This window comes from Klebsiella planticola ATCC 33531, assembly GCF_000735435.1.
In the GTDB taxonomy this organism is placed as follows: domain Bacteria; phylum Pseudomonadota; class Gammaproteobacteria; order Enterobacterales; family Enterobacteriaceae; genus Klebsiella; species Klebsiella planticola.
In genome coordinates this window covers 115,407-131,493 of the sequence record NZ_JMPP01000041.1, presented here as the reverse complement: position 1 = coordinate 131,493, position 16,087 = coordinate 115,407, and the positions used below count along the sequence as shown (strand labels likewise).

The window sequence follows — 16,087 nt, the reverse complement described above, 5'->3', positions numbered from 1 at the left end:
CTATGCCATCCCCGGAACCTTCCCCCCTCGATAATCCGTGCGCTGAGAAGATCATCGATCTGTATGAGCGCCATGCCCGACGCTGGGCGGAACTACGTTCAACCCACTTGTTTGAACAACCCTGGCTGGATACGTTTCTTGCGCGGGTGAGACCCGGCGGCCATATTCTCGATATTGGCTGCGGCAACGGAACGCCTGTCGCGGCCTACTTTATCCGCCGGGGATATCGGCTGACCGGCATCGATTCCTCTCCGGCGATGATTGCCCGCTGCCGCCAGGATTTTGCGCATCAGCAGTGGACGGTGGCGGATATGCGCACCCTGGCGCTGGGTCAGCAGTTTGACGCGCTGCTGGCGTGGGACAGCTTCTTCCATCTGACCCGCGACGCCCAGCGCGCGATGTTTGCCCGCTTTGCGGCCCATGCCCGTGCGCATGCGCCGCTGATGTTTACCAGTGGTAACCACGATGGGGAAGCTATCGGGCAGTTTGAGGGGGAGGCGCTCTATCACGCCAGTCTGGCGCCGGAAGCGTATCGCCGGCAGCTGGAAACCCACGGTTTTGCACTACTGAAGCATGTTGTCAACGACCCGCACTGCGGTGGTCGCACGGTCTGGCTGGCGGAAAAAAGCGCCTGAACCGCTGTCCTGCAACGCGCGCCTGAGAGCGCGGGCGACTGATGGTCGGGCCAGAAAATGCGTCGATCCGCGCGTTGACGCGTCAGGATGGATATCAAACTATCACTATACTGAACTATCATACCGATCCGCTGTTTTCGTCAGGTCAGTATTTCATTATCAGCCCGGGCGTTTCGGGTAACCCTTTGAGCTTCGGGTGAGGTTTCAAATAAGAAATGACGGTTTCTTTGCCATGCGCCTGCACTCTGTCTGCGACCTTATTGCTGGTCAGTCCGGGCTGTTTTGCCCTTGACGGTAGCCATTTAAAACAGCGCGCCGATGCCGTGCTGATGCTGATGAGCTACACCGTCGTCCCCGATGTCACCGCCAGCGACCTCAATATCGGTTCCGGCAGCAACGAGAAAAATCAGCTGTCGATTACCCAGTTCGGCGGCGGTGCGACCCTGAGTAAACGTTATCCGATCTATTTAGAAGGGACGCTGGGCTACAGTCGCTACGATCCGCAGTTTGTGCTGAGCAACGGCGATGACAGCCGCAATATTCCGGCGAAGTGGAACAGTCTGACCGGTACCGGCGGCATCGGCTGGGACTTCAATCTGTATACCGATAGGTGGGGCGGTACGCTGGTCCTGCGGCCCATTTTTAACTTTATGCTGGGGACCATGGCCAGCGACGTGCGGATCGGCAGCCGGCTGATTGAGCAGAAGCGGAATGCGGATTTTAAATTTCTTGACGGCGGACGGCTCAATGCATACGGGCTCGGCGGTTCGCTGATGCTGGATTACGAACTGTTCTCCAAAGAGCAGGATATCGATGTTGAACTGCGCTATTCCGGCATGAGCCTGCAAACCTTTGGCAGCACGCCGGAAGCCGTCAGCGGACAGTCCAGCGCCGAAAACATTGGGCTGTATCTGCGCCGCCGCGCGCCCATTTCCGACTGGACGCTGTTGAAAAGCCCGGTGCGCTACGTGCTGGAAGGCGCGCATACCGAATATCTGGGCGATCAGCGCGGGCAGCTTGGGTTTAACGGTCTTAGTTCTCTGGGGGTCGGGCTGGAGCTCGACAGCAGCCAGTATCCCGTGTTCATCAGCCGCACGCGTCTCGTCGCCCGCTATATGTTCGGGGATAATACCCGGGGCTATGGCGTCGGTTTAGCAATGAGCTTTTAACCGCGTTTGCGCTGACTGCCATCGAACTGCGCAACATGCCGCTTTTTTTTTATTTTTTTAGCAATATTCCCGCCGCTCATTCGTCTACCTCGGCACAAGGTTACTTTTTACTACGTTAATGAGGTCACACAGATGAGAGATTTTGGAATGCACGGCTATGCGCGCGATCGCCGGTTCGGCCATCATCGAATGGCTAAACCGCTGATTATCGGCGTGGTGCTGATCGCGATTCTTGGGCTGCTGGTGATGTCGCTGTGGAATGCGCTGCTGCCGGCCATTCTTGGCGTCAAGAGTATCGGTTTCTGGCAGGCGTTAGGTATTCTGGCGCTATCGCGTATTCTGTTTGGTGGCCTGGGTTTTCGCCCCGGCATGTTCGGGATGCGTCGCCGGATGCATGAACGCTGGATGAAGATGAGCCCGGAACAGCGCGAAGAGTTTATTCAGCGCTTCCACCATCGCGCGCCTCGCGACCCGCGTGGGCCTTGCGGCTGGCGCGAACGTCGGGAGGAGAACACCCCGCCGCAAAACGACGCGGTCAAAACGACGCCAGACGAGTGAGTCAGATGAAAACAGGGCCAGGCGGGGAGTCGCTGTTGCTATCGGCAATCAACGCCTGTCGCTCACGGCTGAGAGCGTTTATCCGCGGGCGGACGCCGGTGCGCGACGATGCGGATGATATTCTGCAGGAAGTCACCTGTCAGCTGATGACCGTGGAACAGCCGGTAGAGAACGTGGCGGCCTGGCTGTTTCGTGCGGCACGTAACGAGATGACCGATCGGGCGCGAAAAAAGCGCGAGCTGCCCTTATCGGGCTACGTGAACCCGGACGACGATCTGCCGGAGGATGAGCTCTCAGAAACGCTGTTTGGCGTACCGCAAACGCCGGAAGAGGAGTATCTGAAAGAGCTGCTCTGGGATGCGCTGAATCAGGCGCTCTCCGAACTGCCGGCCGCCCAGCGCGAGGTCTTTGAGAAGACCGAACTGCAAGGCTACAGCTACAGGGAGCTGGCTGAAGAGTGCGGTGCCAGCGAACAGGCGCTGCTCTCGCGCAAACATAAAGCCGTTCTCTATCTTCGTTCGCGTCTGCGGACCTTCTACGATGAGCTGGTCGACGGCTGAGCCCGCTGTCCGGTACCGTGCTTTCCCTCACGCTGCTCGTCTAAAACACAGCTGAAATATCCCCATTAGGGGATATTTTTATATTTATCCCTTGATGGGGATAACATGACGTTGCCAGCGAGTGACCCGGTTGACATTATCCCCGACAGGGTATAAATAGTATTTTATCCGCAGAAGAGGATAAGGAGACATGATGAGCCCTTCACCAGGAATATACAGCCCGGTTCAGCTGGCAAACTATCTCAAGCTGGTGCGCCAGAAAAACCAGTGGACGCAGAGCGATCTGGCTCAGCGTATGGGGATTAAACAGGCTACCGTCTCTAACTTTGAAAATCATCCCGAGAAAACGACGTTAACCACGGTGTTTAAAATTTTACAGTCACTGGAACTGTCGATGGCGATTTGCGAAAAAAATGCGCCGGATACCAACGATAGCAGTGATAACCCACAGGATCTGGACTGGTAATGGCTACTCTCGTGACATGGATGAACAATGAGCGAGTCGGCGAACTTATCAAGCAGGCGAACGGCGCCCATCTCTTTCGCTATGAAGAGGCGTGGATGCGCAATCCTCGCGCCAGGCCGCTCTCTCTGTCGCTCCCGCTGCAGTACGGTAACATCACCGACGATGCGGTGTTTAACTATTTTGACAACCTGCTGCCGGACAGCCCGCGGGTGCGGGACCGCATTGTTAAGCGCTATCAGGCGCGTTCAAAGCAGCCTTTTGATCTGCTGGCCGAGATCGGACGCGACAGCGTCGGGGCGGTCACGTTACTCCCGCCAGGGGAAAACGCAACCCGGAGAGCGTTGAGCTGGGAGGCGCTGGATAGCCACGCCCTGGATGCGCTGCTGACGGCCTACCAGTCGGATATACCGCTCGGGATGGTCAACGAACACGATGATTTCAGGATCTCGGTGGCCGGGGCCCAGGAGAAAACCGCGCTGCTGAAAATCGGCGAGCAGTGGTGTATACCGACGGGGACCACGCCGACCACCCATATCATTAAACTGCCTATCGGCGAGATCAAACAGCCGGATGCGGTGCTGGATCTCAGCGAAAGCGTAGATAACGAATATTTGTGTCTGGCGCTGGCCCGGGCGCTGGGTTTTGCCGTTCCGCGCGCCAGCATTATCCAGACCGCCAGCATCAGGGCGCTGGCGGTTGAGCGTTTCGACCGTCGTTGGGCGCAGGAGAAGACGGTGCTGCTGCGTTTACCGCAGGAAGATCTGTGTCAGGCCTTCGGCATTCCGTCATCGATTAAGTATGAGTCCGACGGCGGGCCGGGCATTCGGGCGATTATGGCTTTTCTGGTTGGATCCAGCGAGGCGCTCGAGGATCGCTATAACTTTATGAAGTTTATGGTGTTCCAGTGGCTGATTGGCGCAACCGATGGCCACGCGAAAAACTTCTCGATCTTCCTCCAGCCGGGCGGCAGCTATCGCTTAACCCCATTCTACGACATTATCTCCGCGTTTCCGCTGCTTGGCGGGAAGGGGCTGCACCTGAGCGATCTCCGGCTGTCAATGAGCCTGAAGGCCAGTAAAGGGCGCAAAACGGAGATCCAGACGCTCTATCCGCGTCACTTCCTCGCCACGGCGAAAGAGGTGGGGTTTGCCGAGGAGCAGATGCTGGAGATTCTGCGCTATTTTGTCGATAACGTTCCCCACGCGGTTGCTGCGGTAAAGGAAACTTTACCGCATGACTTTTCACCACCGGTGTATGAGGCGATCACCGATCGCTTACTGTGGGTCCATTCACGCTTGCAGAACGCAATGGCGGCGTTACCGTCGGGCTGAGCGAAGGCCCGGCGCGACTTCCCCAGCGGCTTTTCAGGTAGTTCACCGCCTGCTGAGTTTGCGGCTGGTTGAGATAGTTCTCCCGGAACAGAATCGTCCCCTGGATTTGCGGCATCGATTCGTTCAAATCCAGCTGCTTCTTCAGTTCCGGAACGCCGCCGTTGACCATCCAGTCGGGCTCATTTTTCGACGGCTCGCCAATTTTATACAGCGCCACGCCGATATACAGCCGGGTACCGGTCGGTTTCACCACGTCGGCCCACCATTTAGCGAGCACATCATAGCGGGCCGCATCACGGGCAAAGGGCCAGTACAGCTGGGGGGCGATGTAGTCAAGCAGGCCCTGTTGAACCCAGCTGCGGGTGTCGGCGTAAGACTCATCATACGCCGCCGCGCCGCGGGTATCGGAACCTGCCGGATCGTGTGATCGGTTACGCCAGACGCCCGCAGGACTGACGCCAAACTCAATATCGGGATTGAGCTGTTTGATGGTGCGTGACACCTGGGCAATCAGCTGCTGGGTATTGTGTCGCCGCCAGTCCGCTTTGGAGGCGTATCCCTGGCCATATCTCCGGTAGGTCTGGGTGTCGTTCAGCGCGGAACCCGGCGATTCGGTGTAGAAATAATCATCAAACTGCACGCCGTCAACCGGGTAGTGTTCCACCACTTCGGCAACGATACTGGTTATCCAGTCGCGCACTTCCGGAATCCCCGGGTCGAGGACAAAGCGGTCGCCGGCGGTACGAATCCAGTCCCGGTGCAGTACGAAAACGCTGGCGGGGATCTGCGAGAGAGTCCCGTTGAGTTCGCTGACGGTTTTTGGCCGGGTATTCACCGAGACGCGATAGGGGTTAAACCAGGCATGGACCCGCATACCGCGTTTATGGGCTTCATCGAGCATAAACTGGAGCGGGTCGTAGCCCGGATCCTGGCCGATATGGCCGGTCAGCATATCGGACCAGGGCAAAATTTTTGACGGCCACAGCGCGGTGCCATCCGGTTTGACCTGGAAGAAGACGGTATTGATGCCGAGGCTTTGCAGCTTATCCAGTTTATCGGTCAACGCTTGCTGCTGCTGGCGGATACGAACCGCTGGGTCGCCAATCGTCACCGAGGCGACAGGCGGCCAGTCAAGACGAGACACCGTTGTCAGCCAGACGCCGCGTACCGGCTCATGGGTTTTGGGTAAATGGGGCTGTTTCAGCGCCGGGGGAAGCGGGGTCACCAGAGAGGCGGGCGGTTTGCCGGAACAGCTAACCAACAGCAGCGCGGCGGCCACCGCCGCGGCGGACAGGGTCGCTTTAAAGAAAACAGGGACGCTACGAGAGCAGAAAATCATATTCGTCATCGTTATAGGCCGTTGCGTGAAGATGCATTCTCCTACGATTCGAATTCAAGTCAATCAGTGTGTGTATTCCCCGCGTCTGACCTGCTGTTATGTTGGCAGGGCGGGCCCTGGCGGTTAACTACGCCGCGACAGCGTCGGGTCGTTATCGCCTCCTTTTCCCGGAAGTGAGCTCCGCCTGCACGATGGGAATCATAAGAGTGGGCTATGAGTCCATAGCGCGGAATCCCCGTTAACGCGCCGCTTCTCGCACGTCTTGTTATATTGTTCACAATACCGCAACAAAATTATTCACTCTCATGATCATTTTCGCACTTTTGCACCAGGGCAGTGCGCAACGAGTGCAAAGAGCAACTATGTTTAGCTCGCTGGTCGATATGGACGCCGCAGTTCCCGACTCGCCACGTGATGGCAACAGACCTCCTGACTCGTACAGAAATGCACGTCAGCCGGAGGCGGTAACGTTGTTATCACGCGTTATTGCCATCCATCACTAAGCGATCTGACGCGCCATTTCTCCCTGGCGGGATTTTTGCTTCTTCCACCCCGGCCGTGACGGCACAGTGTCAGCCTTCGGCAAACCAAACAGTAATTGATATTTTCCGCGCCATTACAGGGCGCAAGGCTATAAATCGCTGAGGAATATCGAATGTCTCTGAAACTTAAAAAGTTGACTCTTCATTTTGCGATTGCGGGTTGTATGAGCATGGCATTTTACGCACAGGCGGATGTGAAGATTGGTGTTGCCGGACCGTTTACCGGGCCGAATGCGACTTATGGTGCCCAGTACTGGAAAGGGGCCTCGCAAGCGGCGGCGGATATTAATGCGGCGGGAGGAATTAAAGGCGAAAAAATTGTGCTGGTTCAGGGGGACGATGCCTGTGAACCCAAACAGGCGGTCGCCGTGGCGAACCGTCTGGTCGATGAGTCCGGCGTCTCCGCCGTGGTGGGGCATTTCTGTTCGTCATCCACCATGCCTGCCTCAGAGGTCTATGACGAGGCCGGTATTCTGACGATCACCCCGGGCTCGACGAACCCGCAAATCACCGAACGCGGGATGAAAGATATGTTCCGCATGTGCGGTCGCGACGACCAGCAGGGGGCTATTGCGGCGAACTATATGCTGGATGTGCTAAAGGCGAAGAAAATCGCCGTGATCCACGATAAAGATACCTATGGCCAGGGGCTGGCGGATGCCACCCGCGCCGCGCTGGCGAAACGCGGGACGAAAGAGGTGCTGTACGAGGGGCTATCCCGAGGCGAGAAGGACTTCAACGCGCTGGTGACCAAAATTGGCGCGCTGAAGCCTGACGTGGTCTATTTCGGCGGCTGCCATCCGGAAGCCGGCCCGCTGGTTCGTCAGATGAGGGAACAGGGGGTACAGGCGAAATTCTTCTCCGGCGATTGTATCGTGACGGAAGAGCTGGTGACCGCTGCCGGCGGCCCGCAGTTCACTGACGGCGTGCTGATGACCTTCGGTCAGGATCCGCGCACCATTGCGGAAGGGAAAGCCGTCATTGAAAAATTCCGCGCCAGCGGTTTCGAACCGGAAGGCTATACCCTGTATGCCTACGCGTCGATCCAGGCGATCGCCGCAGCCTATAATGCCGTCGGAGCCGATAACACCAAAGCCAGCGAATGGCTGAAAAACCACAGCGTCGATACCGTGATGGGCAAAAAAGCCTGGGATGGCAAGGGCGATCTGAAGGTATCGGATTACGTGGTTTATAAGTGGGATGATAAAGGCAAATATCACCAGCTCTAACCGCCAGAACTTTCCGCCCCTTCACAAGGGGCTATTCGCGAAAAGGCAGCGGCGGTGCGCCAGGCTGTTCGCTGCCCGTTTACCGGCAGGATGGTGTCTATGGAAGCGTTCTTTCTACAACAATTGATCAATGGGCTGACGCTAGGCGCCGTATATGGATTAATCGCCATCGGCTATACCATGGTGTACGGCATTATCGGCATGATTAACTTCGCTCACGGCGAGGTGTACATGATTTCCGCCTATCTGTGCGCTATCGGGCTGGCGTTGCTCTCCGGATTTGGGATTCACTCCTTTCCTTTGCTGATCTTCGGCACGCTGGTCTTCACCATTGTGGTGACCGGGGTCTACGGCTGGACTATCGAACGTATCGCCTACCGGCCGTTGCGCAACTCAACCCGCCTGGCACCGCTGATTTCGGCTATCGGTATGTCGCTTATTCTGCAGAACTACGTACAAATCAGCCAGGGTCCCAATCAACAGGGGATCCCGACGCTGCTCTCCGGCGTACTGCGTTTTGAGGTTGGCGACGGCATCGTGCAAATCACCTGGACCAAAATCTTTATCCTCGTCGCGGCGCTGGTAGGCATGATCGTCCTGACCTGGATAATCCAGCATACCCGGCTCGGTCGTATCTGCCGGGCGACGCAGCAGGATCGACGAATGGCCGCCATCCTTGGGATTAATACCGATCGGGTGATCTCGCTGGTTTTTGTCATAGGCGCGGCGATGGCCGGTCTGGCTGGAGTGCTGGTGACCATGAACTACGGCACTTTTGATTTCTATATCGGTTTTATCATCGGCATCAAAGCCTTTACTGCCGCCGTGCTGGGGGGGATCGGCTCGCTACCCGGCGCGATGCTCGGCGGTTTACTGCTGGGGGTAGCCGAAGCGCAGTTCGCCGGGCTGGTGAACTCGGATTATAAAGATGTTTTTTCCTTCGCGCTGCTGGTGGCAATCCTTATTTTCCGCCCGCAAGGGCTGCTGGGTCGCCCGATGGTTGCCAAGGTTTAAGGGGTCAAACATGGCTGAAGTGTCCCGTAAGCCAGGAGTGGATATCAGGCGCTGCCTGATCGACAGCATCCTGGCCGGATTGTGTGCGCTGATCGTATTTGGCCCGATCGTGGGCATTGTGCTGAAAGGTTACAGTTACAATCTGTCAACCCAGCGGGTGTTGATACTGGTTGGCATCGTGATGATCGGGCGACTGCTGCTCAGTCTGATGCTGCAAAGTCGCAGCGGTCGCCAGTTCCTCGCCCGCTTTGAAGGAACGAATGATGGCGTATACGTGAGACCCGCCGGTTATCGATCGCGGCTGCGCTGGGTCATTCCGCTGCTGGCGCTCCTCGCCATCCTGTTCCCGATCATCGCCACGAAATATCTGCTGACGGTCGCGATTCTTGGGCTGATTTATGTCCTGCTGGGACTGGGGCTGAATATTGTGGTCGGGCTGGCGGGCCTGCTCGATCTGGGCTATGTAGCCTTTTATGCCATTGGCGCCTACGGGCTGGCGTTGGGTTATCAGTATCTGGGGCTGGGATTCTGGGCAATGCTGCCGACAGGCGCCATTATGGCGGCGCTGGCCGGTGCGCTGCTGGGATTTCCGGTGCTGCGAATGCATGGCGATTATCTGGCGATCGTCACCCTCGGCTTTGGTGAAATTATCCGTCTGGTGCTGAATAACTGGGTCAGTTTTACCGGCGGCCCGAATGGGGTATCCGTCCCGGCGCCGACGCTGTTCGGCCTCGAGTTTGGCCGGCGGGCAAAAGACGGCGGGGTGCCGATCCACGAGTTTCTGCACATCAGCTATAACCCCAACCTCAAATTTATCTTTATCTACGCCGTGCTTTGCCTGGTGGTCCTGCTGGTGCTGTTTATTAAGCACCGGCTGACGCGAATGCCTATCGGCCGCGCATGGGAGGCGCTGCGTGAAGATGAGATAGCCTGTCGGGCTATGGGGCTGAACCATGTGCTGGTGAAGCTCTCGGCGTTTATGCTGGGAGCCTCTACGGCAGGAATTGCCGGGGTCTTTTTTGCCACCTATCAGGGGTTTGTTAACCCGACCTCGTTTACCTTTTTTGAGTCGGCGCTGATTCTGGCCATCGTGGTATTGGGGGGAATGGGCTCGACGCTGGGGGTGGTGCTGGCAGCGTTTGTCCTGACGGTGGCCCCGGAACTGCTCAGAGGGTTCGACGAATATCGGGTGCTGCTGTTTGGCGTATTGATGGTGCTGATGATGATCTGGCGGCCGCGTGGGCTGGTGCGTACCAGTCGTACGGGGGTGGCGGTACGGAAGGGAGTGGCGCCATGAATGACAATATTTTGCAGGTTGAGCATCTGATGATGCATTTTGGCGGCATTAAAGCGCTCAATGATGTCAATCTTGAGGTCAAAAGAGGGTCGATTACCGCGCTGATTGGCCCTAATGGCGCGGGGAAAACCACGGTGTTTAACTGTCTGACCGGGTTTTATCGGGCAACCGGCGGGACGATCAGGCTGCATGCCCGTTCGCGGATCACCGACGTGATTCAGGTACTGGGACAAAAGCTTCATCCGACGGATTTTCTCCATCCAGCCGCGCTGGGATCGCGGCTGTATTACAAAATGTTCGGTGGGACGCATCTGGTTAACCGGGCGGGGCTGGCACGAACCTTTCAGAATATCCGGCTGTTTCGTGAGATGTCGGTGATTGAAAATCTGCTGGTGGCCCAGCATATGCAGGTAAATCGTAATTTACTCGCCGGGATCATAAATACCCGCGGGTATCGAAACGCCGAAAACCGGGCGCTGGATCGGGCCTTCTACTGGCTGGAGGTGGTCGGTATGGCGGATTGCGCTAACCTGCTGGCGGGAACGCTCTCCTACGGGCAGCAGCGGCGGCTGGAGATTGCCCGCGCGATGTGTACCGGGCCAGAGATGATCTGTCTGGATGAACCGGCGGCGGGGCTTAATCCCGTTGAGACCCAGGCGCTGAGCAAGATTATCCGCTTCCTGCGCCAGTATCACGGCGTGACGGTATTGTTGATTGAACACGACATGGGGATGGTGATGGAGATTTCCGATCACGTGATCGTGCTCGATCATGGCGATGTGATCGCCCGCGGCGAACCGAAGGAGATTCAGTCAAATACCAGCGTGATCGCGGCCTATCTGGGGACGGATGAAGAGGAGCTTGCCGAATGAGCCAACCGTTGCTTGAATTTCGTCAGGTGGATGTGTTCTATGGCCAGATCCAGGCGTTGAAACAGGTCTCCTTAACGGTGAATGAAGGGGAGACGGTGGCGCTGATCGGCGCCAACGGCGCCGGGAAGTCCACGCTGTTAATGTCTATTTTTGGCCAGCCACGCATCGCCGCAGGAGAGATTCGCTATCGCGGCGAGGATATCAGCCGACGGTCTACCCATTTTATTGCCAGTAACGGTATTGCCCAGGCGCCGGAAGGGCGACGGATTTTTGCCGATATGACGGTGGAAGAAAACCTGCTGATGGGGACCATTCCCGTGGGCAGCCGCTATCAGAATGAGGACAAAGCGCGAATGTATCAGCTTTTTCCTCGTCTTGAAGAGCGACGGGCGCAACGCGCCATGACGTTATCGGGGGGCGAGCAGCAGATGCTGGCCATTGCCCGCGCCTTGATGAGCCGGCCAAAACTGTTACTGCTGGATGAGCCCAGTCTTGGACTGGCGCCGCTGGTGGTCAAACAGATATTCCAGATCCTGCGAGAGCTGACGCAGCAGGGCATGACGCTGTTTCTGGTGGAACAAAATGCGCATCATGCGCTGAAGTTGTCTGACCGCGCCTACGTCATGGTGAATGGCCAGATTCAATTAAGCGGAACGGGCAGGGAGCTGCTGAACAACCCGGAGGTGAGAAATGCCTATCTCGGCGTGGCCTGATAAGTGACAGTGTCACTGTTTAACCATTAAAAGCAACCCGTTCCCATCCGCCGGCGATTTCCCGCCGGCGTTTGTTTTTCTCGCCATGGCAAGCCACTGATTTCTGCAGGATAAAAACGATAAACGTGCTGGCCTTTATTCCGCCGATACGGGCATACTGAATGCACTTTACCCGGTTAGCGCGCTACCGACGTCACCTGGACGGACGGTTCGCCGCCCGGGACGCTATGCAGGTGCGAAATTAACGCGGGAGAAATGGAATGAACTTACCGGTTGTTGCCGTTATTGGGCTCGGTGCTATGGGGCATGCTTTTGCCAGCAATCTGTTAAAAAAAGGCTTCACCGTTCACGGCTGGAACCGTACCCCTGAGCGGGGTGAGGATTTGATAGCCAGCGGATTAATCCGTCACGCGACCCCTCAACAGGCCGCGGCGTCGGCGGAGGTGATTCTGTCGGTACTGACCGATGGTGAAGCAACCCGGAATGCGATCCGCGAAATGGCTCCGGTTTGCCAGCCAGACGCCGTTTTTTGCCAGATGGGGACGATTGGCGTCGAAGAAACACGGGAGGCCGTTGACCTGCTGGCATCGCTTCGCCCATCGATGGTCTACCTTGATGCGCCGGTGTCGGGAACCAAAAAACCGGCGGAGAATGCGCAAATTCTGGTGCTTGCCAGCGGGGATCGTCAGCGAGGCGTGAAGGCCGAGAGCGTCTTTGCCGCGATTGCGCGCGGCACACAATGGTTTGGCGACGCCGGCAACAGTCAGAAAATGAAGCTGGTACTGAACGCCTGGCTGATCACCATGATGGAAGGGGTGGCAGAAAGTACGTTACTGGCGGCGAAATTAGGTTTTACTCCAGAAGCATTCTGGGGCGCGCTTGACGGTGGCCCGCTGGCGGCACCTTATGTGAAAGCCAAGCTGGAGATGATCGCGGCGAATGATTTTACTCCGCAGATGCAGCTCAGCCATGCGCTGAAAGATGCCCGGCTGGCGCTAGACGCGGCGGAAGATACGCCGTTGCCGATCCTGGCCACTATCGCCGACTGCTGGGATGAAGCCGCCGATGAGGGGTATGCCGATCGTGACCTGGCATCGGTGTATGCCTGGCTGGCGGGACAGCCGACAAGCGGGTACTAAGCGCGAAGTGCAGAGGTCGATGTGAAGGTGGCGTGATACTGCCGCGCTCTTAACGTAGGCCCAGTGGAGGGATGTTCAGGGAAGGGCATCTTCATCCAGTGTAATAATCTGGATCCCGGCGGTCTGATACGCTTGCGCATCGTCAGGGAGACGGTCAATTACCAGAGTATCGATACGTTCCGCCGGGGCGAACTGCGCCAGCGAGGTATTATTGAGCTTGCTGGAGTCACACACCACAATCACCTGACTGGCATGTTCCACCATGCCGCGTTTCGTTTCCGCCAGCATAATATCGGCCACACAGGCGCCGTGCTTGACGGAGAGCGAGTTGGCCCCCATAAAGGCCTTATCCACATTAAGCGTATCGAGAATAGAACGTCCGTTGATGGACACCACGCAGTGGTAGCCTTTTTTGACGATCCCCCCCAGCAGGATGATCTGAATAGTGGGGCTGGCCTCCAGTTCACGGGCAATCTGATAATCATTCGTCACCACGGTGACATTCTGCCGATCGCGGATATGACGGGCGATATGCAGCGTGGTGGTGCCGGTATCCAGCACGATGATATCGCCATCTTCTACCAGCGCCGCGGCGCGTTGGCCAATACGCTCTTTCGCGGTCAGATTGACGACTTCCCGCATATCGGAGGCTTGCTCAAAACTGGCCCGGGTGCGCAGCACGGCGCCGCCGTGGGTGCGGGTCAGCATCCCGGCCTCTTCCAACTGACGGAGATCGGCACGAATGGTTGCGCCAGACACGTTGAACACTTCACACATCTCGGAAACCGCAACCTTGCGTTTTTCCCGGAGAATACTGAGTAACTTTTCCTGTCGTTCTTCTGCAAACATTGTGCCTCTCTTACGGACGATGTCACCTTCAGCGAGAAAATTCCGGCCGCGGCCGCAAGGCTCACCTTCAGGCTGGCCCGCGACTTAACGCATCCAGGCGATCGTATAATGGCGCGGATTGTTGGTAAAGCGTATCAAAAAGTTCGCTACAGGACTGATAATATTCCTGCAGACGCCGGTCAGGCATCACCGGTTCGTCGAACTGCACCGTATGCCGAACGCCATCGGCAAAATCCGCATACATTCCGATGCCAACGCCGGCAATAATAGCGCATCCGGTGACGCCATTCTCCGGATTGCGCGTCGATATAATGGGAAGATTGTACGCAGCCGCTTTGATTTCCAGCCACAGCCGACTGCGTGCGCCGCCCCCTGAGGCGATCATCTGCTCGGGATGCTGCCCGCACTGGCGTAACTGACGAAGATTACGCGCCGAAGCGAACGCGACCCCTTCCAGAACCGCCCGCAATAAATGTCCGCGGCCATGCTTACGCTGCAGGCCGAAGAACTGCGCGCGCGAATTGGTGTGATCCGCCATGCGTTCACCGGTTAAGTAGGGTAAAAACAATAATCCTTCCGCACCAGCGGGGACTTCGGCCGCCAGCTGCAGCAGTTCCGGGTGTGTAATGTGGTTTTCTGCCAGAGCCTGGCGCGCCCAGCGTACCGCATCGCCGCCGGCATCGAGGAGGGTAAATCCGCCCCAGACCTGGTTTGCCAGATGCAGGTTATTGACTCGTGAATGCAACAACGGTTGCGGCGATACCACCGTGATCAGCGTGGAGGTCCCCGTAGAATCGGATGCCGTTCCAGGCTGATATACGCCGGAACCCAGCAGGGTGGCCGCCATATCTGACGTCCCGGCGACCACCGGGATCCCTGCGGGCAGGCCGGTCAGCGTCGAAGCCTCACGGGTAACCTCGCCGATCACCTCGCTGGACAGTTTCAGATCCGGCAACTGCTCCCGTCTCAGGCCAAACAATTCCAGCGCCTGTGGCGACCAGCTGCGGCTTTCGCTGTCCATCAGAAAGTAGCAGGAAGCCTCGCTGTAATCGGTGGCGATGGCGCCGGTCAGCATGAAGTTAATGAAATCCTTCGGCATTAATATCTTCGCGATGCGAGCCGCGCTCTGAGGATAATGTTCCCGCCACCACGCCAGCTTAAAGGCAGGCCAGGCGGCTGCCGGGGGATTATTCAGATGGCGCAGCCAACGTTCCGCATCTTCGCGAACAATAAAAGCGTCGACCTGCGGCTGGCTCCGTTTGTCATTCCACAACAGCGCTTTGTCTTCGACGAGTTGACCCGCGCTATCCAGCAGTACGGTGCCATGCATTTGTCCGCAGGCGCCTATCGCGGCGATCTGCGAGCGGACATCGGGGAAACGATACAGAACTTCGCGGATACAGTCGCAGACAGATTGCCACCACAAAGAAGGTGCCTGTTCCGACCAGCCTGCACGAGGAGTCGTTTGCTCATATTCCCGCTGAGCAAACCCCACGAGAGAACCATCGGCCCTCAGGATGGCGGCGCGGGTACTCCCGGTGCCGACATCAATGGTTAATATTTTATTTTTCATCACTGACTCCGGTGACATCATAAGGCGGGCCCTCAGGCCCGCAGGCGCAGGTTTTAACAGGCGTTCAGTTCAGGGAAGAGGTCCGGATTTTGTTCCAGTTGGGCCAGCACGGTGGTCACCGCCCCCAGACTCATGCCGAAGCGGCGGACGCCAAGCCGGTAGAGCTCGCGCACGGTATCCAGATCGCGAATTCCCCCCGCGCCTTTGATGTCGATGCAACCTTTCAGCTGTCCGGCGATGATGCTGACCTTTTCCGGGGTCGCACCGGTAGGGGCCCAGCCGGTGGACGTTTTCACCCACTTCATCCCCACCTCAACGGCAATATCGCAAACCCGACAGATCTGTTCCTCATTGAGATAGTGGGTTTCGAGGATCACTTTTGCCGGTACCGGCGCTGCGGCTTCAACAACCCGCCGCAAATCCTGGCGCACATAGTCATAATCCCCGGACAATACTTTGCCGATATTCACCACCATATCCACTTCCCGGGCACCGTCAGCAATAAGCTGGCGGACTTCCTGGACCTTAATATCGGTTGCGTGGCCACCGCCAGGGAAGCCAACCGGGCCGCCAATCATGATATCGCCCCGTCCCTGTTGCGGCAGTAGCGTACTGAGAAAGCGTGTCCAGCAGGGCAGCACATGCACCGAAATGATGTTGTAGCGGGTAGCCAGTTCCGCACAGGCACGAATATCTGCTTCCGTACTGGTCGCCTGGACGGCGCTGAGGTCAATTAAGCGGGCAAAACGGCGAGTGGTCTCATTCATAGTCTGTTCCTGTCATCTGTTTTCAGTTGTTTTC

Annotated in this window: 16 protein-coding genes; 12 read left to right on the top strand and 4 right to left on the bottom strand. The window is 57.4% G+C overall.

The window, feature by feature from the left end; all coding sequences use genetic code 11:
* Positions 1-2 precede the first annotated feature (2 nt).
* The 6 genes from GRPL_RS08560 to GRPL_RS0125810 all read left to right on the top strand — a co-directional run bounded on the left by GRPL_RS08560 (position 3) and on the right by GRPL_RS0125810 (position 4,719).
* A complete protein-coding gene (locus GRPL_RS08560) occupies positions 3-635 on the top strand; it encodes a class I SAM-dependent DNA methyltransferase (RefSeq protein ID WP_032699859.1) in 633 nt (210 codons plus the stop codon).
* Between the two features lie 215 nt (positions 636-850).
* On the top strand, positions 851-1,804 hold the full coding sequence (locus GRPL_RS08565; RefSeq protein WP_032699857.1) for a hypothetical protein: 954 nt from the start codon (positions 851-853) through the stop codon (positions 1,802-1,804).
* 132 nt (positions 1,805-1,936) lie between these two features.
* Complete coding sequence (locus tag GRPL_RS08570) at positions 1,937-2,362, top strand: hypothetical protein (RefSeq protein ID WP_032687741.1); 426 nt, start codon at positions 1,937-1,939, stop codon at positions 2,360-2,362.
* A gap of 5 nt (positions 2,363-2,367) precedes the next feature.
* Positions 2,368-2,922: an RNA polymerase sigma factor gene (locus GRPL_RS08575; protein WP_032699856.1), complete on the top strand. Its 555-nt coding sequence runs from the start codon at positions 2,368-2,370 to the stop codon at positions 2,920-2,922.
* Positions 2,923-3,115: 193 nt separating this feature from the next.
* The gene (hipB, locus tag GRPL_RS08580; RefSeq protein ID WP_032696205.1) at positions 3,116-3,388 is read left to right on the top strand and encodes a type II toxin-antitoxin system antitoxin HipB; all 273 of its coding nucleotides are present in this window, start codon (positions 3,116-3,118) and stop codon (positions 3,386-3,388) included.
* Entirely contained in the window at positions 3,388-4,719 is a 1,332-nt protein-coding gene (locus GRPL_RS0125810; protein ID WP_032687736.1) for a type II toxin-antitoxin system HipA family toxin, read from the top strand. The genes hipB and GRPL_RS0125810 overlap by 1 nt, the downstream gene beginning before the upstream one ends.
* Here the strand turns inward: GRPL_RS0125810 and GRPL_RS08585 are convergent.
* Positions 4,652-6,058 (bottom strand): glycoside hydrolase family 10-like protein, encoded by a 1,407-nt coding sequence (locus GRPL_RS08585; RefSeq protein WP_032699891.1) that lies wholly within the window; start codon positions 6,056-6,058, stop codon positions 4,652-4,654. The genes GRPL_RS0125810 and GRPL_RS08585 overlap by 68 nt on opposite strands.
* A gap of 712 nt (positions 6,059-6,770) precedes the next feature.
* Between GRPL_RS08585 and GRPL_RS08590 the strand changes: the two genes are divergently transcribed.
* The 6 genes from GRPL_RS08590 (at position 6,771) to GRPL_RS08615 (ending at position 12,864) form a co-directional block, all read left to right on the top strand.
* Positions 6,771-7,829: a branched-chain amino acid ABC transporter substrate-binding protein gene (locus GRPL_RS08590; RefSeq protein WP_162180097.1), complete on the top strand. Its 1,059-nt coding sequence runs from the start codon at positions 6,771-6,773 to the stop codon at positions 7,827-7,829.
* Between the two features lie 99 nt (positions 7,830-7,928).
* Positions 7,929-8,843 (top strand): ABC transporter permease subunit, encoded by a 915-nt coding sequence (locus GRPL_RS08595; RefSeq protein ID WP_015584333.1) that lies wholly within the window; start codon positions 7,929-7,931, stop codon positions 8,841-8,843.
* 10 nt (positions 8,844-8,853) lie between these two features.
* The gene (gene livM, locus GRPL_RS08600) at positions 8,854-10,140 is read left to right on the top strand and encodes a high-affinity branched-chain amino acid ABC transporter permease LivM (RefSeq protein ID WP_032696203.1); all 1,287 of its coding nucleotides are present in this window, start codon (positions 8,854-8,856) and stop codon (positions 10,138-10,140) included.
* Positions 10,137-11,012 (top strand): ABC transporter ATP-binding protein, encoded by an 876-nt coding sequence (locus GRPL_RS08605; RefSeq protein ID WP_032699853.1) that lies wholly within the window; start codon positions 10,137-10,139, stop codon positions 11,010-11,012. Before livM ends, GRPL_RS08605 begins: the two co-directional genes overlap by 4 nt.
* Entirely contained in the window at positions 11,009-11,725 is a 717-nt protein-coding gene (locus GRPL_RS08610; protein ID WP_032687729.1) for an ABC transporter ATP-binding protein, read from the top strand. Before GRPL_RS08605 ends, GRPL_RS08610 begins: the two co-directional genes overlap by 4 nt.
* 260 nt (positions 11,726-11,985) lie before the next feature.
* Positions 11,986-12,864, top strand: coding sequence for an NAD(P)-dependent oxidoreductase (locus GRPL_RS08615; protein WP_032696201.1), 879 nt, complete (start codon positions 11,986-11,988; stop codon positions 12,862-12,864).
* A gap of 75 nt (positions 12,865-12,939) precedes the next feature.
* Here the strand turns inward: GRPL_RS08615 and GRPL_RS08620 are convergent, their stop codons facing one another.
* From GRPL_RS08620 to deoC, 3 genes are all read right to left on the bottom strand, one after another.
* Positions 12,940-13,713 (bottom strand): DeoR/GlpR family DNA-binding transcription regulator, encoded by a 774-nt coding sequence (locus GRPL_RS08620; RefSeq protein ID WP_032687725.1) that lies wholly within the window; start codon positions 13,711-13,713, stop codon positions 12,940-12,942.
* 67 nt (positions 13,714-13,780) lie between these two features.
* Positions 13,781-15,286 (bottom strand): xylulokinase, encoded by a 1,506-nt coding sequence (locus GRPL_RS08625; protein ID WP_032687723.1) that lies wholly within the window; start codon positions 15,284-15,286, stop codon positions 13,781-13,783.
* Positions 15,287-15,339: 53 nt separating this feature from the next.
* The gene (gene deoC, locus GRPL_RS08630; protein WP_032687722.1) at positions 15,340-16,053 is read right to left on the bottom strand and encodes a deoxyribose-phosphate aldolase; all 714 of its coding nucleotides are present in this window, start codon (positions 16,051-16,053) and stop codon (positions 15,340-15,342) included.
* Positions 16,054-16,087 lie beyond the last annotated feature (34 nt).